21 protein-coding genes are annotated in these 21,944 nt (G+C 48.6%); 19 read left to right on the top strand and 2 right to left on the bottom strand.

Translation table 11 applies throughout. The features are described 5' to 3' along the window. Positions 1-55: 55 nt before the first annotated feature. Both HMPREF2726_RS09835 and HMPREF2726_RS09840 read right to left on the bottom strand, forming a co-directional pair. Positions 56-454 carry an extensin gene (locus HMPREF2726_RS09835; RefSeq protein ID WP_070603220.1) on the bottom strand — a complete coding sequence of 133 codons (399 nt, stop codon included), beginning with the start codon at positions 452-454 and terminating at the stop codon, positions 56-58. 331 nt (positions 455-785) lie between these two features. Continuing rightward, entirely contained in the window at positions 786-2,831 is a 2,046-nt protein-coding gene (locus tag HMPREF2726_RS09840) for a TonB-dependent receptor (RefSeq protein ID WP_070603223.1), read from the bottom strand. 413 nt (positions 2,832-3,244) lie between these two features. Between HMPREF2726_RS09840 and HMPREF2726_RS09845 the strand changes: the two genes are divergently transcribed. From HMPREF2726_RS09845 to HMPREF2726_RS09940, 19 genes are all read left to right on the top strand, one after another. Then, positions 3,245-3,886, top strand: a complete 642-nt coding sequence (locus tag HMPREF2726_RS09845) for a TetR/AcrR family transcriptional regulator (RefSeq protein WP_009311149.1) — start codon at positions 3,245-3,247, stop codon at positions 3,884-3,886. Between the two features lie 816 nt (positions 3,887-4,702). Beyond that, complete coding sequence (locus HMPREF2726_RS09855; RefSeq protein ID WP_049229803.1) at positions 4,703-4,981, top strand: hypothetical protein; 279 nt, start codon at positions 4,703-4,705, stop codon at positions 4,979-4,981. 8 nt (positions 4,982-4,989) lie between these two features. Beyond that, a complete protein-coding gene (locus HMPREF2726_RS09860) occupies positions 4,990-5,658 on the top strand; it encodes a lytic transglycosylase domain-containing protein (protein WP_246827883.1) in 669 nt (222 codons plus the stop codon). 66 nt (positions 5,659-5,724) lie between these two features. Further along, positions 5,725-6,042 carry a hypothetical protein gene (locus HMPREF2726_RS09865; RefSeq protein ID WP_009311153.1) on the top strand — a complete coding sequence of 106 codons (318 nt, stop codon included), beginning with the start codon at positions 5,725-5,727 and terminating at the stop codon, positions 6,040-6,042. A 20-nt stretch (positions 6,043-6,062) separates the two neighbouring features. Further along, positions 6,063-6,494, top strand: a complete 432-nt coding sequence (locus HMPREF2726_RS09870) for a VirB3 family type IV secretion system protein (RefSeq protein ID WP_049229805.1) — start codon at positions 6,063-6,065, stop codon at positions 6,492-6,494. Positions 6,495-6,501: 7 nt separating this feature from the next. Further along, the gene (locus tag HMPREF2726_RS09875) at positions 6,502-8,784 is read left to right on the top strand and encodes a VirB4 family type IV secretion/conjugal transfer ATPase (RefSeq protein ID WP_070603225.1); all 2,283 of its coding nucleotides are present in this window, start codon (positions 6,502-6,504) and stop codon (positions 8,782-8,784) included. Positions 8,785-8,943: 159 nt separating this feature from the next. Further along, entirely contained in the window at positions 8,944-9,606 is a 663-nt protein-coding gene (locus tag HMPREF2726_RS09880; protein WP_070603227.1) for a TrbJ/VirB5 family protein, read from the top strand. Positions 9,607-9,627: 21 nt separating this feature from the next. Beyond that, positions 9,628-9,834, top strand: a complete 207-nt coding sequence (locus HMPREF2726_RS09885; protein WP_049223259.1) for a hypothetical protein — start codon at positions 9,628-9,630, stop codon at positions 9,832-9,834. A 59-nt stretch (positions 9,835-9,893) separates the two neighbouring features. Further along, the gene (locus HMPREF2726_RS09890) at positions 9,894-10,874 is read left to right on the top strand and encodes a TrbL/VirB6 family protein (protein WP_070603229.1); all 981 of its coding nucleotides are present in this window, start codon (positions 9,894-9,896) and stop codon (positions 10,872-10,874) included. Between the two features lie 21 nt (positions 10,875-10,895). Then, the gene (locus HMPREF2726_RS09895) at positions 10,896-11,357 is read left to right on the top strand and encodes a cytochrome C oxidase subunit III (RefSeq protein ID WP_070603231.1); all 462 of its coding nucleotides are present in this window, start codon (positions 10,896-10,898) and stop codon (positions 11,355-11,357) included. A gap of 18 nt (positions 11,358-11,375) precedes the next feature. Further along, the gene (locus HMPREF2726_RS09900; protein ID WP_003759638.1) at positions 11,376-11,537 is read left to right on the top strand and encodes a hypothetical protein; all 162 of its coding nucleotides are present in this window, start codon (positions 11,376-11,378) and stop codon (positions 11,535-11,537) included. A 195-nt stretch (positions 11,538-11,732) separates the two neighbouring features. Continuing rightward, a complete protein-coding gene (locus HMPREF2726_RS09905) occupies positions 11,733-12,473 on the top strand; it encodes a VirB8 family type IV secretion system protein (RefSeq protein WP_009311159.1) in 741 nt (246 codons plus the stop codon). Next, complete coding sequence (locus HMPREF2726_RS09910; RefSeq protein WP_049223261.1) at positions 12,470-13,309, top strand: TrbG/VirB9 family P-type conjugative transfer protein; 840 nt, start codon at positions 12,470-12,472, stop codon at positions 13,307-13,309. Before HMPREF2726_RS09905 ends, HMPREF2726_RS09910 begins: the two co-directional genes overlap by 4 nt. Further along, positions 13,306-14,535 (top strand): type IV secretion system protein VirB10, encoded by a 1,230-nt coding sequence (gene virB10, locus HMPREF2726_RS09915; RefSeq protein ID WP_049229810.1) that lies wholly within the window; start codon positions 13,306-13,308, stop codon positions 14,533-14,535. The genes HMPREF2726_RS09910 and virB10 overlap by 4 nt, the downstream gene beginning before the upstream one ends. Before the next feature lie 93 nt (positions 14,536-14,628). Next, positions 14,629-15,726 carry an ATPase, T2SS/T4P/T4SS family gene (locus tag HMPREF2726_RS09920; protein ID WP_049229811.1) on the top strand — a complete coding sequence of 366 codons (1,098 nt, stop codon included), beginning with the start codon at positions 14,629-14,631 and terminating at the stop codon, positions 15,724-15,726. 31 nt (positions 15,727-15,757) lie between these two features. Then, a complete protein-coding gene (locus tag HMPREF2726_RS09925) occupies positions 15,758-16,234 on the top strand; it encodes a hypothetical protein (RefSeq protein ID WP_148132509.1) in 477 nt (158 codons plus the stop codon). Between the two features lie 67 nt (positions 16,235-16,301). Continuing rightward, positions 16,302-16,706, top strand: a complete 405-nt coding sequence (locus HMPREF2726_RS09930; protein ID WP_070603234.1) for a single-stranded DNA-binding protein — start codon at positions 16,302-16,304, stop codon at positions 16,704-16,706. A gap of 77 nt (positions 16,707-16,783) precedes the next feature. After that, complete coding sequence (locus HMPREF2726_RS09935) at positions 16,784-18,832, top strand: type IV secretory system conjugative DNA transfer family protein (RefSeq protein ID WP_070603236.1); 2,049 nt, start codon at positions 16,784-16,786, stop codon at positions 18,830-18,832. A gap of 85 nt (positions 18,833-18,917) precedes the next feature. Next, positions 18,918-21,938 carry an LPD7 domain-containing protein gene (locus HMPREF2726_RS09940; RefSeq protein WP_070603238.1) on the top strand — a complete coding sequence of 1,007 codons (3,021 nt, stop codon included), beginning with the start codon at positions 18,918-18,920 and terminating at the stop codon, positions 21,936-21,938. Positions 21,939-21,944 lie beyond the last annotated feature (6 nt).

The raw sequence follows: 21,944 nt of genomic DNA on the forward strand, positions 1-21,944 counted from the left end.
TCCTGATTTAAAGTTAATCCACTATAAAGCCGCTGCCGGAACATGGATTCTGTTTTCAGACGACCTTCAACGCTTCTTCTGCCTTTTGCAGGGCGGTTTGCTCGTCGGCTTCGACGATGTAGTTCACGCCCAGCGCGGGGGCGAGTTTGGACGATTGTTCGCGGAAGAATGCCAGTTGCGCCGCGTCGGGTTCGATGAGGAGCATGGCGGCGCAGCGTTCGGCGAGTTGCGGCCGGTGTGCCTTTATCCATTCGATGTAGGTTTTGCGGTCGGCAATACGCTGTTCGTCGCTTACCTGCCGCCGCATGGGGGTGCAGACGGTGGCGAAGCGGCGGTTTTGGTTTAACAGGGTTTCGAATTCGGCCAGCCAGTCGGAAAAGTCGGCGACGTGGGTCAGGTCGGTCAGGTAGACTGTGCCTTCGGGCAGGGTTTTGGCGGGGGTGAAGTAGTGCATGGGGTTCCTTTGGGTGTTTTGGGGAAGCAGGGTAGGTCAATAGTTGGGCATTTATGCTTGGCTTTTTATTAGACTTCTTGTGCCGTCATTCCCGCGCAGGCGGGAATCCAGAATGGAGACTCAAGGGCACTTCTTTATCCGATAAGTTTCTGTGCGGATAGGTCTGGATTCCCGCCTGCGCGGGGGTAGCGAAGCGGACTTGCGTAAGCTAATGACGATAATCGGTTGTTACGGCCGTTTCAGACGACCTTCGTTATTCCAGTCACCGTAGGTAGAGCATTGATGCCCGACCTACGATTGTTTCAGATGGCCTCCATCATTTCAGCTTCGCCTAAAACTTCCATTCCGCGCTCACGCCTACGCTTCTGGGGCGTTGGTAGAGCGCGTCTTGGCGGTCGGCGCTGGAAATGAATATGGGGCGGCGGCGGTTGAACACGTTGTCGGCGTAGAGCGAGACGCGGCCTTGTTTGAAGTTGTAGGCGGTGTAGAGGTTGACTTGGTTGTATGCGCCGATTTTGCCTGATTCGGCATTGTCGGCGGCGGAGTAGTAGCCGCCGTAGAAGCGCACGTCGCCGCCGGCTTCCCAGCCTTTGTCGTTCAGGTATTTCACGCCGATGTTGGCGGTGTATTTGGGCGCGCGGCCGAGTTTGTTGCCTTCGATGCCGCTGTTGGGATAGCTTTTGATTTTGGTGTTGAGCAGTCCCAGTCCGGTGGTGAGTTTCAGGCTGTCGGTGGCCTGCCAGTCGGCGGCGAGTTCCGCGCCGTAGGTATGGACTTTTTTGGCGTTGCGGATGACGACGGAGTTGGTGCCGAGATAGAAGGGAAGCTGCATGTCGCGGTAGTGGTTCAGGAACAGGTTGCCGGAGAGTTGCAGGCGGCGGTCTGCGCTGCGCCAGCGGGTGTACCACTCGTAGTTGTTCACATATTCGGGTTCATAAGTGTAGGTTACGACAGGGCGGCCGAAGGTGATGCCAGCGCCGCCCGGGTTGTAGCCGCGTGCGGCTTTGATGCCGCTGACCCATTGGTCGGTAGGTTTGAAGGCGATGTCGATTTTGGGCAGGAACACGGTCTGGCCTTTGTCTAAATCAAGGTGCAGCGCGCCGCTGCCGCCGCTTCGTTTGTGCGTTTCTTTTTCAATGCGGGCGGCGGCTGTGATGTCCCATTTTTCGCTGGGGCTGTATGTGGTTTCGGTAAACAGGGCGCGCACGCTGTTGCGGTCGTCAAAGGTGTTGCGGCCGCCGACGCTGCGGATATCCACCCATTCGTCTTGTTTGCTGCGGAAGTAGTGTAGTCCGGCAAGGCCTTTCAGACGACCTTTGTTTGAAAAATGCAATACCGGCTCCCATTGCAGTTCGCGGCCTTTGAGTTCGGCGGGCACGCCTTGCGGGCTGACGGTCATCGGCAGGTGCAGCCGCTCGTTGTGGTAGCGGCCGTAAACCAGTTTGTTTTCCAGTTTCAGATAGTCGTTAAGCTGCCACGATACGTCCCAGATGCCTGATGTCGAGCCGGTTACGAACACGGGCTTTTCTTTTAAAAAACGGCGGCTGGCGGTGTTGCCCATGATTTCGTTTTGCGGCGCGCGCGAACGGATGTGGTTCAGCGTCAGGCGGCTGTAAAAATCGGGATGGTTTTCGGGCGTGAGCAGGAGTTTGAAGCGCACGTTGGTGTTTTCCACGCGGCGCGGGTTGCCGGTCGGCTCGTAGGACACGAACGGCTCGTAACTTTCACGCTGCTGCCGCTCCGCGCTCAGGCGGAAGGCAAGGTTGTTTTTTACAATCGGGCCGGACACGACGCCGGCGACATTGCGTGTTTTCTGGTTGCCCAAACCCAAGCGCAGCGCGCCTTCCCATTCGTCGGTCGGGTCTTTGGAGCGCATCACCACCGCGCCCGCCACCGCGTTCTGCCCGCGCACATGGCTTTGCGGCCCGCGCAAGACTTCCACCTGCTGCATGTCCCACAGCGACTGCGTGCCGAAGGCGAATTCGTTGTAAGTGGCGGAGCGGCCATCTATGGACAGATTCAGGCGTGGCCGCGTGCCCGCGAAAAACGCCACTGCGCCGACAGCGGGGCCGGAGCCGTCCACGCCGCGCACGGTCGGCAAATCGTTGCCGCTGCCCAAATCCACCGTGTTCACAGTCTGTTTGAGCAGGTCGGTTGCGGAAAGATTGTGGCCGCTGCGGTCGATGTTCGGCGTGGAGAAAACGCGGTTGGATGTGGCGGTTTCAAAGCCGCTGCGGTTGGTGCGTTCGCCGGTTACGACGACTTCTTCCAACTGCACTTGTTCCGCGTCTTGCGCCGCATCGGCGGCATAAATCCATTCGGAGGCAAAGGCGGCGGCAAGCAGCAGCGGCAGGCGGCGGAGGGTAGGTTTCTGCATTTCCTTATCCTTTCAGACGACATACGTCGGAGCGGATTGAACATCAGGCAATCCAACCGCTCCGTCAGTATGCAAATATTTGTTGTTTACACATTTACATAAAACAAACCATTAATGTAAAGTATAAGAAACAAAAAACAGGAATGCAAGTGTTTATCATTCACTTTACTTCCCCCCTTTTATAGCAAATCATCTTAAAACAATTCCCTCTCCCGTTCGGCAGGAGAAGGTTGGGGAGGGCGATTCTGCGGCCTTTATGAATTTGGCTTGCTAAGCATCCGACAGCCCTCATCCGTAGGATGGATCGGAGGGACAAGGTTGCCGTTGCGGTAAGAGGTCGTCTGAAACACCGCCCGTATTGCCATTGCCACCGTGAGGAAATATGATAAGTATCCGACTTGCGGATAACTTTAATGAACCTCCTTTATGAACAAAATCAAAACCTTCCTACCGTTATGACTGCCAGCAAACAACAAACCATCGCCGACACCGCCCGCCGCCTGTTCCGCGAACACGGCTTTTCCGCCGTATCCGTGGGTGGAATCTGCGCCGAGGCCGCCGTCAGCCGCGTTACCTTTTACAAATATTACAGCGGTAAAAACGCGCTCTTACAGGAAATCGTTACCGAACAGAAAAACCGCGTCCGTGCCGAATTTGAAAATCTGCTTGCACGGCAATGCAGCCTGCGCGAAGCCGCCGAAGCCGTTTTTGCTCTGCAACGGCGGTCGTTCGACGAGCTTTATTCCGCCGCCTTCCTGCGCGACATCGAAGAGAATACCGATTTGGAACTGGAGCGGTTTTTCCACGAATTGAACGAAGAAAAATACGCCTTTATGCGCGGCTTCTTTCACACCCTGCAACAACGCCGCCTGATTCAGCCCGATTTGCCGGTGGAACTCATCGACCTGTTCATCCGTCAGGCGGATATATTGATGCGCCATCCGCAACTGGCCGCGCTTTATGCCGCTTCGCCGCAAAAGCTGCCGCAGGACGTATTGGGGTTGTTGCTGCACGGCTTGGCGGGAGAAGAGGGAAGGAACGAGGGAGGAGATTGAGTTTTTTGGAGAAGGTGAAAGGGATTCGCTGCATTTCTCATAAAACGTCGTCTGAAAACGAATTTCGATTTTCAGACGACGTTTTGATTAGGTGCACTAGATTGGCACTAGGAGCTGCATGGGTTTGCCCTGATGCAGGCAAATCAGGCAGGGAATGATTTAGCGAATTTGTCGGCGGAACATCTGCAAGCACATGTTGTGGTATTGGACGGAATCGACTATATTAAGACACAAATTGGACACAGTTGCGACATGAAAAAATACCTTGCTTACGCAAGGCATTGATTTGATTGGTGGGTCCGGTGGGGTTCGAACCCACGACCAAGGGATTATGAGACTTAAATACAAAAACTAACCCATTGTTTTTAAATAGAAGTGAAGTCTGCACATACCATCACATACTATTTATTTCAATGTGTTTCAGTCACAAAATGGACACACCCCAAAGAACGAAAATCCAAGCATTCTAACTTTCAGTTTGCTTAGATTTTCGTTTTTTCTTTTCAAAATCGAAATATTGTAGCCAATGAAAATATTCAAATTATTATTCCTATTGATAGTTTTTATAACTAACACAGTTGTAATTGTCATTCAGCATGAAAATATTACCAAACAAGAAAATATGTTGTTACAGCAACAAATGGAAATTCATATGTTAAAGGTTCAGATTAACCTTATGAACCAAGTCATTGTAATGAATAATATGATCATTAACGACAAAGCCATTTCTTCAAAAACGAAGCAATAAGATTATTAGTCAAAAACTTATTTAATACCGCCTTAAAGGGCGGCATTTTTATATAGAAGGAGTGCAAGATGTCCCTTAATCAGATAATCCGGATGAGCAGAACAATCAATAATGAACAGCCCAATGGTTGGAGCGGTTCGCATCTTCTTGAATGTACGCACTCATTAAATAGCCGGTCTCGGATTGATTACTTGATGTACTGCAATGTGTTGAAAACCATGTCTGACGGTCGTCTGAAGGTGTATGTTTTTGGAACACGGTATCATTCCATTGAGGGCGGCCGTATTCGTTATGTAAATGATTGGCAGGTGTCCCCTGCCGAGAAATGGGATGTGAAAAAAACATGAGAAAAATCTTGAAACTGACAACCTCACTCTTTATTGTCTGCCATTCATCGGCGTTTGCCGCCGCCCCATACCCACAATATGAGGCTTTGGTTGAAAAGCATGCCGCATTGCAACGTTTGGATAAAAACATTGTATGGGCGGTTATGGGACGGGAAAGCTCAGGTAATCGTTTCGCAATATCTAATAAAAACGCCAGAGGTTTGTTACAGGTTATACCGCCGACGGCTGCAAGAATGGGGGTGAATCCCAAACATCTTTACGATCCGGAACAAAACATCATCGCAGGTACTCGTTACCTGCGTTTTTTATGTAATAAATTTCCGGACAAATCCAGTAGCCTCGGTTGCAATATTGACCTAGTACTTGCCGGCTACAACGCCGGCGAAGGGGCAGTGCGAAAATATGGTGGCATTCCGCCTTATCGGGAAACACAACAGTACATCAGAAACGTCAAAGCGCGTTACGCACGTTTAAGTGGAAAAAATCCTGCTGCAATACAACCTGTTCCGGTAACGGTTGCCAACAAGAAAATATCGGATTCGCCATACAGAAAGGCAGTATTCTCAGAACCAACCAATTTCTCTGATACACCTGTCCGAATTGAAAGAGGAATACATCAACAAGTTGTTCTACAAAAACCAGAACCTAAGTCTTGGGATGTTTTCGGTGATTTTTAATACACGACCTTATGGTCGTTTTTTTGTATCCGCCATATTGGCGGTCTTTTTTTTGGAGCTTCAAAAATGAAATATGTGAGTGAAAACACCCGTCAATGGGTAAAAGCGGTTTTGTTTTGTGCAATGTTGGGGGGTATTCAGACAGCCTTGGCCGCCGGCGGCCTGACAACCGGAGAGAGTGGAGTCAAACAATGGTTTCAAGAGTGGTACAACATTTTGGCGGTATTAGCAGGTGTGGCAATTGTTGTAGTTGCTGTTGGCGGTTATTTCCAAGAAAAAACGATTGGCGACATTATCCGGGTTTGCGGTTGGATTTTTCTGTTCGGATGCGGACCGGCTTTGGCAGCAGGAATTATTAAGCTTGCAAAAAGTGTCACCTTCTAACTGATACAGGGTGAATATGGATGAACGGATTACCTGAAATCGATATTGACACCGAATACAGTTCTTATGAGGGACTGTCCCGTGTCGCCATGCTGGCCGGAGTTCCTATTATTCCGGGCTTTATTATCTTAGTGGTATTTATGGCTATCGCCATGTTCCTTATGCCTGTTTACGAATTGAAGGCTTTCGGGATTTTCCTGCTGGCCCTGCCCTGTATCTTTTTCCTGAGGATGCTCACGAAAAGGGATGATCAGGCATTACGTATATTGGGTTTGGAAATTTACTGGTGGTTCGTCCGGAGGAAGTCAAATCTTTTCGGTGACACCCTAACCATTACAGCAACCAAATTTGGAAGAGACCGCGATGATTACATCCGATTTATTAAGGAAGAAACTGAAGAGGCAGCCGCCGCAGCAAAACTTTTTTCCGAAAGTCAGTCGGCACGTTGCTGAGCACATTGTGCATTATGAAAACGGCTACTTGGGTTTTACCGTTAAATTTGACGGTATTCCGTTTGAAGGCGTGAATGACGGGCACTTGATAGCGGCAAACGAAACCCTCAAAAGGGTTTTGAATGCCGCTGGCAAGCAATATGGCAGTCGGCTTGCCATATGGACGACGCTCCAACGGCAGAAAATTGATTTGAAAAGAAACTATATTTTCAAAAATAACTTCTGCCGACAGTTTGCAGATCACTATATCGAACAATTCAACCAAAAAGACTATTTTGAAAATTTGTTCTACTTATCAGTCGTCTTGAAATACCATGATTTTTCAGATGGGGTTGAAGAAACGGCGGAGTTGTTGGATTTGATCGTAAAAGGATTAAGCATATTTGATCCCGAACCGTTGGGCGTTTATGAAAACGAGAACGGGGTGGTATTCTCAGATGTCTATCAATTCTTTGGAACACTTTGCAATGGGGGATTAAGGGAAAATATTCCCCTAACCCCTTCTGCGGCATATAAAGTCATCCCTACTGCCGACCTTCATTTCGGTACGGATATTCTGGAGATCAGAAGTGCGGAACATCGAAAGTTTGCTACCTGCTACGATTTGAAGGACTTTGGCCGGAGTAAGATTATGACTTTGCTGCCGGTCTTGTCACTTCCGTGTGAATTTACGCTGACGCAAAGTTTTATCTATACGGAAAATGCTGATATGCAGTCAGCCATCAACCAGCAGCGCAATGCACTGAAAAGTGCCAAAGACGAAGCGACAGATCAGCAGGACGAACTGACTTTGGGAAAAGGCGAGCTGTCTGCGGGGCGCACCATGTTCGGCGATTATTCCGCCTCCCTTGTTGTATATGGGGATACCCCGAAAGCTGCCCGTAAAAACGGTTCGTCGGCGATGACTGAGTTCCTCAATGCAAACGGATTCCGTTTTGTCCATGCTGCCGGTTCGATGCCCTCAACCTTTTTCAGCCAAATTCCGGGTTACAAACAGCGTCCGCGGATGATGCCGAAAACAACCACCAATCTTGCCACCGTATTCGGAATGCACAACTACTCCCAAGGTAAAAGCTGGGGCAATCCGATTGGCGACGGTTCACCGGTGATGCCTCTGAAAACGCTGTCAAACACCCTGTTTAACCTGAACCTGCATTACAGCCGCAAAGACATTAATATGCGCGGCAAACGGATTGCGGGACATACTTTGATTACTGGAGCAACCGGTACGGGTAAAACCGCTCTGGAAACCGCAATTCTGACCTTTATGGCGCGGTTTGATCCTTATCTGTTTGTTCTGGATTTAGATAGGGGGATGGAAATCTTCGTTCGGGCATTAGGCGGAACTTACTACGCGGTCGAAGAAGGCGTTGACAACGGCTTTAACCCGTTCCAACTGCCCGATCAGCCGAAACACCGTAGTTTCCTGTACCGCTTGGTCAAACAATGTGCCGGCGGCGCAGACGCTTCGGAGGAACGGCAAATCAAGTTGGCAGTCGATACACTCTACGAACTGGAGTTTGACCTGCGTAATTTCAGCACCCTTCTGGACAACTTGCCATACTCTACCGCGCCAAACTCTTTGCGTACGCGTCTCTCCAAGTGGTGCCGCAGTGAGGGCGGAGAATTTGCATGGTGCTTGGACAGCCTGTCAAACCGCTTTGATCCGGAAGCGTTTTTCCGTATCGGTCTGGACGTAACCTGTATCTTGAAAGATGATTACGAGCCGACAGGTCCGGTATTGGCTTATCTGCTGTATTTGAAGGAAATAATGGCAGATCGTGTGGCAGATGAAGGCAGTTTGATGGCTTCGGTCATTGCCGAGTTCTGGTATGCCGACCGGTTTGATATTACAGCCGATTTGATGCTTAAAACACTGAAAACCGGCCGTAAATCAGGTGAGTTTTTACTTTTGGATTCCCAGTCACCGGAAGATGCCGCCAACTCCCCCAATTTTGCGGCCATCGTACAGCAAACGCCGACCAAAATTTTCCTACCTAACCCTGACGGCAGCAAAGAATCTTACATGAAATGCGGGCTTTCCGATAAAGAATGCGCCGAACTTCTCAAACTACCGATTGAAAGCCGTATTTTCTTGATTAAGCAAAGTAAACAGAGTACGTTCGCCACTCTTGATTTACACGATTTTCATGACGAATTGGTCGTACTTTCAGGCACATCAGAAAATGTTGCCCTGATGCACCGCATTATGGAAGAAACCGGCAGCGAAGATCCCGATGTTTGGCTGCCACTGCTCTATCAGGCTGTATCTGGTAAAACATCCACTTAGTTCGAAGGAGAAAAGCCGAACGCAAATATTCACTGAAATATAAGCACATAGGCCGTCTGAAACTGTTTTCAGACGGCCTTTTACTTTCCTGCCGTTTACGGACGGCCTCACCCATCCGCCGCACAATGCGGCGTTTCTCATTATTCGTAGGAGATTTCGATGAAACTGTACAAAGTCAAAAAAACAGCGGTGGCATTAGCTTTCGGTCTGATGGTTGCTACCTCTGCCCCGACGATGGCGAGCGGTATTCCGGTTTTCGACGGTGCCTCTGTCGCCCAAGCCATTCAGCAGGGTGTTCAATTGGGGCAACAAATTCAAAACCAGATCAAGCAAATTACCGAATTGAAGAACCAAGTCAAAGCCCTGACCGGCAACCGCAATTTGGGCAATATCCTGAAAACCGACGCACTTGAACAACTGCCTGATGAGTGGAAATCGGTTTATGATGCAGCCATGCAGACGAAAGGTGGGAACTTTAACAATCTATTGAGTTCCAAAGGCTATAATCAAAACGCGGATAATGAGCGTTTGATCAAACATTTTGATCTGACTCTGAAAGCCATCAAGGATTCAGAACTACGCTTTCAAAACATTAAGGCGTTGATGGATAGGGTAAATACTACCCAAGATGCCAAAGCGGCCGCAGACCTGCAAAACCGTATTTCCTTGGAAAAAGCCTATATCCAACAGAATCAAACTCGGCTGGATATGATGGAACGGTATATGGCACTGGATGAAAAAGTTCAGTTTAAGAAACAACAGGCATATGATAACTGTCTCCGCGATAACAGAATCAATAACACAAACAAATCGTGTAGTTAAACCATTAATAGGACATCTGAAATGAAACTTCATCTATTGGGATTGCTCTATGCAACATTATTATTGTCCGCCTGCGGTCAATCCGAAGAAGAGAAGTTTTATGAGAAGATGAACAAGGATATGGAAATCAGTAAAATTCAACAAAAACGTGATAATTGTATTCGAGATAACAGAATCAATAACACGAATGTGGATTGTGATAAAAAATTTCCTGTTCCTGAGAAATAACTACCGCATAACCCTGCAAAACCACCGTTTCGACGGTGGTTTTCTTATTGGAGACGTTTATGTCAACCTTTTTTGCCGACGTGGCCAAAACGCTCGGGGCGGATTTGGGGCAGAACCTGCTGGATAAGACTGGCGACTTTATCGGACAGGTTACACCACTGTTCGTCGCCTGTTTTTCTTTTTACGTACTGCTTGTCATTTGGGATTATTACAATTCTAGCCTTGATGTACTGGCCGTGGATTTTCTCAAGAAATGCTGCGGATGGATGTTGATTATCGGGCTCTCGTTGGCTCCGGCGACTTACATGAAATTGGCCCATATCATTTACAGAATGCCAGACGAGATTGCCGGAATCTTTGCCGGCGGCTACAAAGTGGATGCGTCAGCAATGGATGCCAGTTGGAAATTGTTGATGGACTTATTGGATACTATTTCAAAACTTCATGAAAAATATCAATGGTATGATATTGGAGTTCATTTTGGAATAGTTATCAAGATAGGTTTAGTTATCACGATTTGCGGGGCATTGGTTGTCGGGCTGTCTTTTGCATTTTATATGGTTGCTAAGGTATCGCTGGCATTGGTGTTGATGATAGGTCCTGTATTTCTCGGCTGCCTACTGTTTCCAGCAACGCGTCAGTACGCGATCAACTGGATCGGCCAGTGTCTCAACCATATTCTGACCTGCACGATGTTTGTCTTGTTGGTTAAAGTGCAGATGGCGGCATTTGATAAGGCAATTAACATGGCTTTAAATGGGAGTGCCTTCGATTATGTTTCTGCTGAAATACTACCACCGCTGTTTTTGTTACAAACCATCATCTTCCTAGTCGTCGTTTTCAACATTCCGAGTATTGCCTCAGCATTGACGGGTGGTGCGGCTGTGTCGGGAGCTTCCCGTCATATGATGTCTCTCGCAAGTGGTTTAGGTACGGCGGGCCGTTTAGTAGGTCGGGCCGGGACTGCCACACTCAATGCGGCCTCCAATCGCCGTAGCGGCGGCGGTGTCTCCCCAGTGTCCAACAAACGCCCATCTTAATTTAATCGATAGGAGTCAAACATGACTGCACGCCTGTCTTGGGTAGCATATATCCAGTATTTTGTTATAGGAATCCTGCTCTATCTGTTTGTTGTGTCTTCCGCCTTTGCCGTTATTTCAGGGATGCTCGGATTGGCATTGGGTAAAAGCGCAGCACAAACGGTATTCTACGGTCTGACACTGCTGTATCTGGTTGGGTTCGGTTGGATACTGTTCCGACTTTCCTGTTGCCGTGCCTATATGGATGAGACCGGTGTATGGTATTACAGCGGTCTTTTTCCGTGGTCTGAAGGCATTCGCGGCATTCGCTGGGAAAACTTCGATCAGGCGCAGTACCGACAAAGTATTTTCGGCTGGGCTTCTCATAGTTATACCATCTACCTGCTCGACAGATATGGAAGAAGCGTTACGGTCAAAAACCTGCATAACGGCCGCGACTGGAGCGCGTTTGTTAATGACTATGCCTTTGATAACATCAAATAAAGGGAAGGAAATTCCGTTATGAAAATGTTGCTAGGAGTCGGTATCTTGTTCGGTTTGGTATTTATTGCCTATTTGAACCGTCATAACAACATCGGTCCTGCCATTATGATGGCTTTGGTGTTCCCTATCGCATTGGTAGGAATGGTCAGTTCCGACCGCAGAGATTGGTACGACAACTGATTTTATACCTGAGCGTTAAAAGCCCGACAGTATCCACTGTGCGGGCTTTTTTGTACTTTTAAAAAAGGAAACTGATATGAAAGTGATTTTATTGGCTGCACTTGCCGCCGTTCTGGCCGCCTGCTCCTCAGCACCCAAACAACCTTATGGGCAGGCATTTCCGATTAACGTTCAGCAACATACCGGAGCACGATAATGTTTTTCCGTAAAAAAACCAAACAACCGCAGAATGAAGAACAGTTCCAGAAAGAGCAAAAAAAACGCATCGGCAAAGAAGTAGATCAAATGATCCGGATGGCACTGGGATTTGAAAAAACCTTGGTGGATATCGCACAGCAAAATGCAAGCACTTGGAAGCGCGTCGGCATTGGCGGACTAGTTATTGCAGGTTTGTCTGTTGTTGCCGTTACCAGTCTTACGCCCTTAAAAGAGGCCTTTCCCTTTGTTATCGAAGTAGATAAGACCACGGGAGAGACCAATATCGTAACTACTATTAAAAACAAACAGATGACTTACGATGAAGTGATTAACCGGCACTGGCTGCGCCAATATGTCATGTTCCGCGAAGGTTATAACTGGAATACGGTTCAGGCGACCTATGATACGACAAAACTCTTCAATTCTCCCGAAGTTCAAGCCAAATACCGAGCTTTTTACGAAAGTCCAACTGCACCGCATAAGGTTTTGAAACAAAATGCCGAAGTGCTTGTAAAGGTGACCAATATCTCGTTTGTAGGCGATATGGCGCAGGTACGATTTGAAAAACGGTTGGTTCCTGTGGGCAATTCCGAAATCAAACCGGCACCGCCGCAAAAAATGATTGCCACTATTGCCTTTGAGTTTAAGACAACTCCAATGACCGAGTCGGTTCGAGATATTAACCCCCTGGGCTTTCAAGTGTTAAGTTACAACGTTACCGAAGAGGTTGCGCAATGATGAAAAAAACCTTGCTGATAACCGGCCTTGTGGCCGGTTTGTCTTTTCAGACGGCCTTTGCCGCAGTCAATCCCAACCGCTCACCATATGACAAAAGGATTCAAAGTATCAACCATAATCCCTATGATGTTGTGGTTGTAAGGGCAAAAGTCGGATATGCAACTTTGGTTCAGTTGGAGGAAGGAGAAACGGTTGATGTCGCCAATCCCGTGAATGAAGGTTTGGTAACGGGATATGGTAAGGCCTGGGGGGTGAAGGTTCGCGGAAACAACATTTTTTTCAAACCAACCAAACCCCAACCGTCCACCAACTTATTGATGGTATCCAACAAAAAACGCCGCTATTCGCTTGATTTAAAAATGGCAGATCAAAATCATCCGCCTACGTTTGTATTGGAATTTCTCTATCCGAACGATGTCCGCAAACGGCAACGGGCTGAAATGTCGAAACAGCTTGAAGCTGCTGCCGTTTTACGTGCAAACGAAGCACGTAATCCTAGCGGTGGCGACTATAACCGGAATTATTGGGGGCGCGGCAAAAAATCATTGGCACCGACCGAAATTTACGACGACGGCCGTTTTACCTACTTCCGTTATGACAATGCTAAAGATTTGCCGGCCGTATTCAGGGTAAATGCCGATGGATCTGAAGCTGCCGTAAACAGTCATGTTGAAGGCGATACGTTAATTGTCCATGAAACGGCAGAAAAATTTGTTTTGCGGCTGAATAACGCAGTTCTCGGTATAGAGAACCGCAGTTACAACCCGCAAGGTAAGTTCAATCTGACCGGCAGTACTCAAAGCCGAACCGTCCGTATGAAAAAGGATAAAAAATGAAACAAAACGAAATCAGACCCGATGATGAACAACCGAGCCTGCAAGAACGTATCGGTGACAACAGTATTGAACGCGGCATTCCTACCGACCTGAATGTTAAAAGCAGGAGCACCATGAAAAACATGATGTTCCTGTTTGCTGCATTGGCTGTTGCCGGAGTTTCCGCAGCCGCTCTGTTCAATTATTCCGGAGGTTCCGACGAAGTAGAGAAAAAAACGGAAGAGGAAGTGGTTGACGGTAAGGCAGACAGTAAAAATTTTAAAGCAGAGCAAGATGAAATTTTAGAAATGGCTCCCGATACTCCGCCAGCCGCAGCATCCGAGCCTGCCGCGGCGAGTGAAGCAAGATCTGCATCAAATCCACAGCTTACGGAAACGGACCCTGAAAAGGGCTCTGAAACGGGCGGTACAACAGAAATTCCGCCTGACGAGCGTTTTAATGTGGACCTATCCCCTCAAGGCATGGATGAAGGAACAGTTTCAGGCGCTGCGGCAGCGACACTTACTAACATACGCCCTGATAGTACGGTTGTCGGAGAAACGGATGTAGGTTCGTCAATCTCTTCGGGCAACCCGCTAACCGCAAGACTGAGCCCTGGAAATTATAAGCCTACCGTTGCTGAGAATCGCGGCGACTTAACCTATGTGTTGAATCGCGGTACGGGTATTCCCTGTGTCACTACCACAAAGATTGTCACAACCCATCCCGGTTTAGCCCGTTGCCAAGTGGCACGTGACGTCTATTCGGCCAACGGCAAGACGCTGCTGGTTGAGCGTGGTTCTACCATTATCGGCGAACAGACTTCCGCGCTGACACATGGTCAGGCCCGAGTTTTTGTTTTGTGGAATACATTGGAGACACCGGAAGGCATCCGTGTGGCCCTGGACAGTCCCGGCGGCGATTCGCTCGGCGCATCAGGGCATCCTGCCAAAGTGAATTATCACTTTTGGCAGCGGTTCGGCGGTGCCATCATGATCAGCATGATTGGCGACATAGGCAACGGATTCAGTAACGGACAGAACCGCACGTCGGGTAATAACAACCACATTTCGTATGAAAATACGAGCGATGCTACACAGGAAATGGCTACCGAAGCCCTGAAGAACAGCATCAACATTCCACCAACCGGATACGTCAATCAAGGCACGGAAATCATGGTCTTTGTTGCCCGTGATGTAGATTTTTCAGGGGTATATGAAAACGTAACCGTCTCCAACCGATATTGACCCGAAGCCGCTCACTTAAAAGGAGCGGCTTGTTCTATAACTGCCTCTGACTGGCAGTTATAGAACAAGCCGTTAATAACAAAGGAATATGTAATGGTTCACGATAATTCTGTTTCGTCACGCAATCTACTGGACAAGTTGAAGCTGACGGAATATCTCAATACCCCTGGAGTAACCGAAGTATTCATAAACCGACCTGGGGAAGTGTTTCTTGAAGATGCCGACGGCTGCCGCCGTATTGAACGACCTGATTTACCCCTGCCCGTATTGGAAAAACTGGCAAATACGCTATGTACTTACAATAAAAAGCATATCTCATACGAATCCCCCATTCATTCGGTAACGTTACCCGACGGTGAGCGCGGCCACATCATGATGTCCCCCAGTTGCGAAAACGGAACGGTTGTTTTTGCTTTCCGCAAACCTTCGAACAGCCGTTTCACGATGTCGGACTATCTTGATACAGGTCGTCTGAATGGTTTTAACGACGTATCGGGGCACGGCGTGGCAGAACGTCGTACAGAGTCAGAAATCGAAATAGAGAGCCGCTGGGTCCGTGACGTATCCGACAGGATGAAGCTACCGTATGACGTCAAACTGACCGACTGGCAGTACAAAATGTTGGAACATAAAGCCAACGGCGAACTGAATGAATTTTTCAGAATTGCGATAGCACAGAGGTTGAATATTTGCATGGTAGGCGGTACGGGGTCGGGTAAGACTACGTTTACCAAGACACTGGCCGACATGATTCCCGCTCATGAACGGCTGGTTACTATTGAAGACACTCACGAACTCGATCTACCTTTGCACGCTAACCATGCACATTTGTTTTACAGTGGGCACATCACAGCCAAAATGATTATTGCGGCGTGTATGCGGCTTAAACCGGGACGGATTTTTTTGACGGAATTAAGGGGTGATGAGGCTTGGGACTATCTTGCCGCTCTTAATACCGGACACCCGGGAGGACTGACTTCCGTTCATGCAAACAGTGCTCGTGATGTTCACTACCGCATCATGCAGTTGGCCAAAGAATCAGCTACCGGCCAAACTATGGATCCCGGTTATATTCTTAACACTGTCCGTTCCACTATTGACGTTATCTGTTACTTTGAAAAAACCCGCATGACCGAACTTTACTTCGATCCTGTCGAAAAATACTACGCTATGCAAGGGCGTTTACAGTAATACAAGGTCCTCTGAAATGGGTTAAGGAGCAATGATGAAAATTCTGAAGAAAATCTTACATGATCATACGTATTTGAGGGGTTTATGGATAACTCTTTTCTGTCTGGGTGCATTAGGTTACTCGATGAATATACCCAATACCATGATGAATTTAGTACCTACTACCTGGTATAGCTTATATATTGTCACTTGGTTAATCTATATTATGGTTAGAGTAGTAGTGGATACTTTCCGGAGCGTGTTGGATTTTGGGCTTGTTATGAATTTATTATATTCATCCGCAATGTTTGTATTAAATCTCAATTTAGGTGTGACGTTGAATTATTACGGGCGTACCGAGTTTCAGATTTCCGATCCTTTTGGGATATTTTTTCTCATTTGCTGTACGGCGGTTAACCCTCTAACTCGAATGATTGGCATGGTTGTTGATTACATTGCTGCCAAAATTGAGCATAAATTCGCACCACCTCCACTTGGAATTGCCAAAATCAGCAGTTCAGAGAAGTAGATCGGTGGGAACTAAGGGGGCGAAATAAATTGCCACATTTTTAATTTTATAAAGGAAGGTCTTCGTAATGCCATACGTCAACAAAATCGAAATTATGGGCAACCTAGGACGTAATCCAGAATTACGGTATATGCCCGACGGTCGGGCGGTTACGAACGTGTCGGTAGCCGTACAAAAAACGTGGAACGACCGTGAGACGCACGAACAGAAAGAGCGCACCGAATGGTTTTCCGTCATATTGTACGGAGGACAGGCAGAAACCGTATGCAGACTGATGGAAAAAGGTGACTGCCTGCAGGTATGGGGGGAAGTACAGTCACGGCAGGTTAAGGGGCGAGATGGCGCTGAAAAAACCGTGTTCGAAGTAATTGGCAAAGAAATGCAGATTATACGAACCAGCCCTCGTGAAAAGGTTTCCGGCGGTATTCACGACATGATGAAAACCTCCGTCGGACAGCCGGTTCAGAAATAACGACTGACACAACCACCTGCTGCATACTGAGTTTTCTATGCCCGCCTTTTGGCGGGCATTATTTTGGAGTATTTGTAATGAGAAAACCCGTAACCGATATTCTGCTATCCCTGCTACTAGCTATTACTACCATATGTGTCGGTCTGTATTTAGGAGCGGTGGTTTATACGAAATGGCTGGGACTTAAAACTGCACCGTCGTTATCTTTGCTTTATACCTATTGGCATCATTTCGACCGGTTACCGCAAGGCATGGTTTTTCCGCTGAAGGTTTCGACGGTAGTTGCAGCCGCCATCCCTGTTGTCGGACTGATTATGTTACTGGTCTCGGTTCTGAGGGGAAAAAGAAAGGAGTTGCACGGTTCATCAAGGTTTGCGAGCGAGCGTGAAATCAGGAAATCAGGGTTGTTGGACAACCCGTCAGCAAAGAAACGCAAAAAGGGAAAAGATGTGCCGGACCTGATTTTGGGCAAATACAAAGGGAAATATCTACGTTGGTCAAACGATGGCTTTCTCTACTTGGCTGCCCGTACCCGAAGCGGTAAAGGTATAGGTTTTGTTATACCCAATTGCCTGCACTACCGACACAGTATGGTGGTCAACGACATAAAGAAGGAAAACTTTCTAATTACCGCCGGATTCCGCGCCAAACACGGGCAGAAGGTATTTTTCTTCAATCCGTCAGGAACGATGCCTTACCACACCGAAGAGCCTGACGCGCCGTTGATCAGTCATCGTTGGAATCCGCTGACTTATGTACGCCGCGATCCTGTCTATACCTATAAGGATGCGCTGTCCGTGGCGGCGATTTTTTATCCGCTTAAAAATGACGATAAGGACGGCTCGAATTTTTGGCAAGAAGCTGCACAGAAATTGTTCACAGGACTGTTGCTGTATTTGATTGAAACAGAGAAGGAACGTGATCTCAATCTAATGCAAAATATGACAACAATGACCAATCTTTTCCGACTTACCTCCCCCGCCAACGGTAAGACTTTGAAGGAATGGATAAATGACGAACTGGAATTGCGTGCTATTTCTTCTACGGCAAGTCTTAGTAGAAACTGCGTATTCTTACTGAGGGATTTTCTCCAAAAAGCAGACAAAGAGGCGGCAAGCGTCTTATCAACAATGAATGCACCTTTGTCAATCTTTCTTGATCCTGCGGTAGAGGCTGCTACAAGTGGCGACGATTTCCGCTTAGATAGACTGCGCATGGAACCGACAACCATCTATTTGGGTGTTGCTCCCAACGAATTGAAAATATATAGCACGCTATTGAAACTGTTTTTCAGCCAGTTATGCGATGTCAATGTCCAGCAGGGTCTGCCGTCTGACAACCCCAAATTGAAATACCAGTGTCTGTTGCTATTAGACGAATTTACTGCGCTGGGCAATATCCCTGCCATCGAAAAAGGGGTGGGCTATCTGGCCGGTTACGGTATCCGTCCTATTCTCGTCTTTCAAACTCCTTCGCAGGTGGAAGAAGTATATGGCAGTACGGCACGGCAGACGTTCTTCTCCAATTTTGCCGTCCGTATGATTTTTGCCCCTCGCGAACAAAACGATGCAGAAGAATTGAGTAAGTTGATCGGCTTTTATACCTATAAGGCGAAAGGAACGTCCCGTTCCCGAGGTAAAAGCAGCAGTAGCGGAGTGAGTATCAGCGATCAGAAACGTGCGGTTATGAATCCCGATGAACTCAAGGTCATGCCGAATTCCGACTGCATCATCAGTATGGCAGGGATGTCTGCTATCTATGCAGAAAAGATTATCTATGATGAAGACCCTGCCCTCAAAGATCGCGCTTTCCTGCCTATCCCACATGTTCCCGAGTTGAATGTACATCTTGAGGCAAAGAAACCGGCTGAGGTTTCTAAACCTGCATATGTTTCGCCAGAGGAGATGGAAAGTTTCAACTGGCGAGACGCGGTTAACGCTGAAGAACTAGCTCGTTCGGTACTGGAAGCGATTATTCCGGCCGGCAGCCCACCGGAATTTGTCGCGCAGATAGTTCCGGTGATTGCTCGCAACTGGGGCGAAGGCAGCCTGTCGGTTATTGCCGAGATTTTAAAAACCTCATCCGGCATCGAAATCAATCCGGAAGATTTGGAAGGGGCCACCTGATTTTTGAGGGGTGTATGTGAAAGCAAACGAAACCGTAAGACCGCTATTTCATAGTGGTCTTTGTTTTTTCATCAAGGAGTAAGAAATGGCAGATTATGACGAAATTCGGGCAGCCTTAAATCATATCGGAGCGGACGACCGAGATATGTGGATACGTATGGGGGCAGCCGTCAAAGACGAAATGGGTGAAGACGGTTTCCACCTGTGGGATGAATGGTCTCAGACAAGCGGCAATTACAACACCCGCGACGCAAAAGCGGCCTGGAAGTCGTTCAAAGCTGGACATATCAGTATCGGTACATTGTTTTATCATGCCCGGCAGAACGGCTGGCGGCCTGAAAAACCCTATGTTCCGCTTTCTGATGCCGAAAAAGCCCGGCGGCAGGCGGAATCCGAAGCAAAACGGCTTGAAGCAGAGCGGTTGCGGCAAGAAGGCTACGAACGTGTGAAGGGGACTGCGCAAAGAATATGGGCGCAGAGTGTGCCCGCCACATTGGCACACCCCTACCTTACTGCCAAAGGCATAACCGATCCCGCCGTAGTTTCAGGTATCCGCCAAAACGAATACAACGACAGCCTGAGACTGCAAATCCCTGTTTTCTACGACGGCCAACTATACAACCTGCAATCTATTGATCCCACCGGTGACAAACGCTTTTTGAAAGACGGTCGAAAAGACGGCGGTTATACGGTGATTGGCGATGCGTCCAAAATTTCAAACGGCGTGGTAATCGCTGAAGGTTTCGCCACCGCCGCCAGTATCCATCAAGCTACTGGACAGCCTGTTATCGTAGCTTTCGATGCTGACAATATGGTCAAGGTGTCCGAAACACTGGCGCGAAATCTACCATCCGACACCAAAGTAACGATTGCGGTCGATAACGATGCGTCGGGAAAAGGTTTGCATTCTGCCCGGCAGGCGGCGGCCTTTTTCGGAGATCGTGCCGTGGCCATCGAACCGGAATTCAGTATGCAGCAGATTCAGAAGTTTCAACAGACGGCGGGAATGGATAAACAAGGCAGACCGAAACTGCCGAGCGACTACAACGACCTGCACCAGTTGGCGGGCATCGAAGCCGTCAGAAAGGCTTTGACAGAAGGTCGGAATCTGGCCGCTCCTGCGTCCGAGCATCGCATACAGCTTGATACAGATATGGAGCAGGCGATTGCCGACGAGATTGCTGAATGGCAGGCACGGCAGCAAGCAGCGGATCGTGGTCATACGGCAGAATCCTCGGACAGGTCGTCTGAAAGCCCTGCATCCGAACAGTCCGGCAAACAGAAGGAAGAAGAGATGATTCAGCAAACCGAAACATTGCAAGCTGTAACCTCAAGTCAGGCAGAAGTCAACGGCATCGAATACGCGGAAAAACGACGTGAGCGGACAACCGAACCTTATCAGCCGATTGATCCCGATCATCCGTACGGCATCGGCCGTACCGGCAGTCATTTCGGCGACGCTCCACCGTTGGAAACAGATGAGCACGGCAAGGCAAAATATTTTTATGAATCCGACTTTGCCAAGTATCAACTCGATGATGCCAGAACGGATATACGTTATGTCCGCACCTCACCCGAAGCCATACAGAAAGACTTGGATGCTGCGGGAGACATCAATTTTTATTACGGTATTACCGAAAGTGGGCGGACGGTCATGTTTACCAAGACTGAACAAGGTTGGCAGTCGCCGCAGCCCGGCAACCGTCCCGTCCCAGCTCAAGATAGAGCCGAGCCGCCTCCACAACGGGAATCGGATACCGAACCGCTGCTGGCTTTGCAAAATGAGGGTAGAAAAGCCGTTCTCGATCTGAACTACAATATCCCGCCTGACAGTATTGCCCACCGTTATATCGTTTCAGACGGTAAATATATGTCTGCCGAAAACGGCACGACCGTAATGTTTACCGACAAAGGCAACAAATTGAGCACAGCTCGTTCTGATGCGCAAACCGTCAATGATATGTTGGAAGTAGTCAAAGAAAAAGGCTGGGACAACATCAAACTGACGGGCAGCAAAGAATTTAAGCGTGCGATGTTTCTTGCAGCAGAAAGCCGGGGAATCCGTACCGCCGGCTACCGTCCGACCAAAGAAGATTTGGCTTATCTCGACCACCTGCGTGAGGAACGGGCATTGAACGGCGTGGAAGAACGGCACACGCGCGAACCGGTTAAAACCGGTGAAAGCAATTCTCCATCCACTCACCATAACAAAAATCCTGATAGGTCATCTGAAAAGGCAGTGCCAACCCGCGAACAGTCATCCGTACCTGCCGAGGGCGAGCGTATCGTGACCGTAGGCAGTGCCCCCTATCTTCATAATGCCCAAAATAAGGAAAGCCCGTATATCGTACTGGAACGAAGTGGCAAAGAGCGCACGGTATGGGGCGTGGACATTCCTGACGCAATGGAACGCAGCGGCGCAGAAGTCGGCGACCGCATCCGGCTTCATTCGTTGGGCAGGCAGCCGGTAGAGGTGGAAGTACCGATTTACGACAAAGACGGCAAAGTTACCGGTATGGAAACAAAGGCTGCATACCGTAACATGTTTGACATGGAAATCGTACGCGAACAGGAAAAACAGAAAGAGCATGAAACCTCTGTCTCGCAACCTGACACCGCCGCCCTGTCGAAGGCAGACGAAATGCTGGCGCGGAGCAAAACACCTTCCGAGGCCACCATCAATACTTCCCATACCGCCGATACCCAAGCAGGCGTGCCGTTACAGGGTATAGGTCAGGGTGAAATACCTGCCGAAGTGGCGGTACGCGCGGCCAAGATGAAATCTGACGCGCTGGATACCCGGCTGCAATCGTCCAAAGCCGTCTATATGACCAAGGCCGGAAAGCTGTCCAAAGCCAACAAATCCCACCTGCAATTCCACGAACGTAACGTTATGGATGCAATTCGGGGGGTGAAAGGAGATGCACGAAAACTGGCCTTGGCCAACTATTACGAACATACCGCCGAGAAAATGAAGGGGTCGAAACTGGATTTACCCAAACCGGTTCAGATACCAAGCCCGCAGCATTCGTTGGGTCAGGTACGGCAACAGAACGACCGGGATCGGCAGCATGAGAAAGAGCAGGAAATGGAACAGGGTCGTTAATTTTCT

This window comes from Neisseria sp. HMSC074B07 (genome assembly GCF_001810355.1).
In the GTDB taxonomy this organism is placed as follows: Bacteria; Pseudomonadota; Gammaproteobacteria; order Burkholderiales; family Neisseriaceae; genus Neisseria.

Coding starts and splice junctions, on each gene's coding strand:
- HMPREF2726_RS09910 (WP_049223261.1), top strand. CDS start 12,470: ATGATGAAAAAAACCTTGCTGATAACCGGCCTTGTGGCCGGTTTGTCT.
- HMPREF2726_RS09840 (WP_070603223.1), bottom strand. CDS start 2,831: ATGCAGAAACCTACCCTCCGCCGCCTGCCGCTGCTGCTTGCCGCCGCC.
- virB10 (WP_049229810.1), top strand. CDS start 13,306: ATGAAACAAAACGAAATCAGACCCGATGATGAACAACCGAGCCTGCAA.
- HMPREF2726_RS09880 (WP_070603227.1), top strand. CDS start 8,944: ATGAAACTGTACAAAGTCAAAAAAACAGCGGTGGCATTAGCTTTCGGT.
- HMPREF2726_RS09925 (WP_148132509.1), top strand. CDS start 15,758: ATGATGAAAATTCTGAAGAAAATCTTACATGATCATACGTATTTGAGG.
- HMPREF2726_RS09935 (WP_070603236.1), top strand. CDS start 16,784: ATGAGAAAACCCGTAACCGATATTCTGCTATCCCTGCTACTAGCTATT.
- HMPREF2726_RS09835 (WP_070603220.1), bottom strand. CDS start 454: ATGCACTACTTCACCCCCGCCAAAACCCTGCCCGAAGGCACAGTCTAC.
- HMPREF2726_RS09845 (WP_009311149.1), top strand. CDS start 3,245: ATGAACCTCCTTTATGAACAAAATCAAAACCTTCCTACCGTTATGACT.
- HMPREF2726_RS09855 (WP_049229803.1), top strand. CDS start 4,703: ATGTCCCTTAATCAGATAATCCGGATGAGCAGAACAATCAATAATGAA.
- HMPREF2726_RS09940 (WP_070603238.1), top strand. CDS start 18,918: ATGGCAGATTATGACGAAATTCGGGCAGCCTTAAATCATATCGGAGCG.
- HMPREF2726_RS09890 (WP_070603229.1), top strand. CDS start 9,894: ATGTCAACCTTTTTTGCCGACGTGGCCAAAACGCTCGGGGCGGATTTG.
- HMPREF2726_RS09905 (WP_009311159.1), top strand. CDS start 11,733: ATGTTTTTCCGTAAAAAAACCAAACAACCGCAGAATGAAGAACAGTTC.
- HMPREF2726_RS09885 (WP_049223259.1), top strand. CDS start 9,628: ATGAAACTTCATCTATTGGGATTGCTCTATGCAACATTATTATTGTCC.
- HMPREF2726_RS09900 (WP_003759638.1), top strand. CDS start 11,376: ATGAAAATGTTGCTAGGAGTCGGTATCTTGTTCGGTTTGGTATTTATT.
- HMPREF2726_RS09930 (WP_070603234.1), top strand. CDS start 16,302: ATGCCATACGTCAACAAAATCGAAATTATGGGCAACCTAGGACGTAAT.
- HMPREF2726_RS09895 (WP_070603231.1), top strand. CDS start 10,896: ATGACTGCACGCCTGTCTTGGGTAGCATATATCCAGTATTTTGTTATA.
- HMPREF2726_RS09870 (WP_049229805.1), top strand. CDS start 6,063: ATGAACGGATTACCTGAAATCGATATTGACACCGAATACAGTTCTTAT.
- HMPREF2726_RS09865 (WP_009311153.1), top strand. CDS start 5,725: ATGAAATATGTGAGTGAAAACACCCGTCAATGGGTAAAAGCGGTTTTG.
- HMPREF2726_RS09920 (WP_049229811.1), top strand. CDS start 14,629: ATGGTTCACGATAATTCTGTTTCGTCACGCAATCTACTGGACAAGTTG.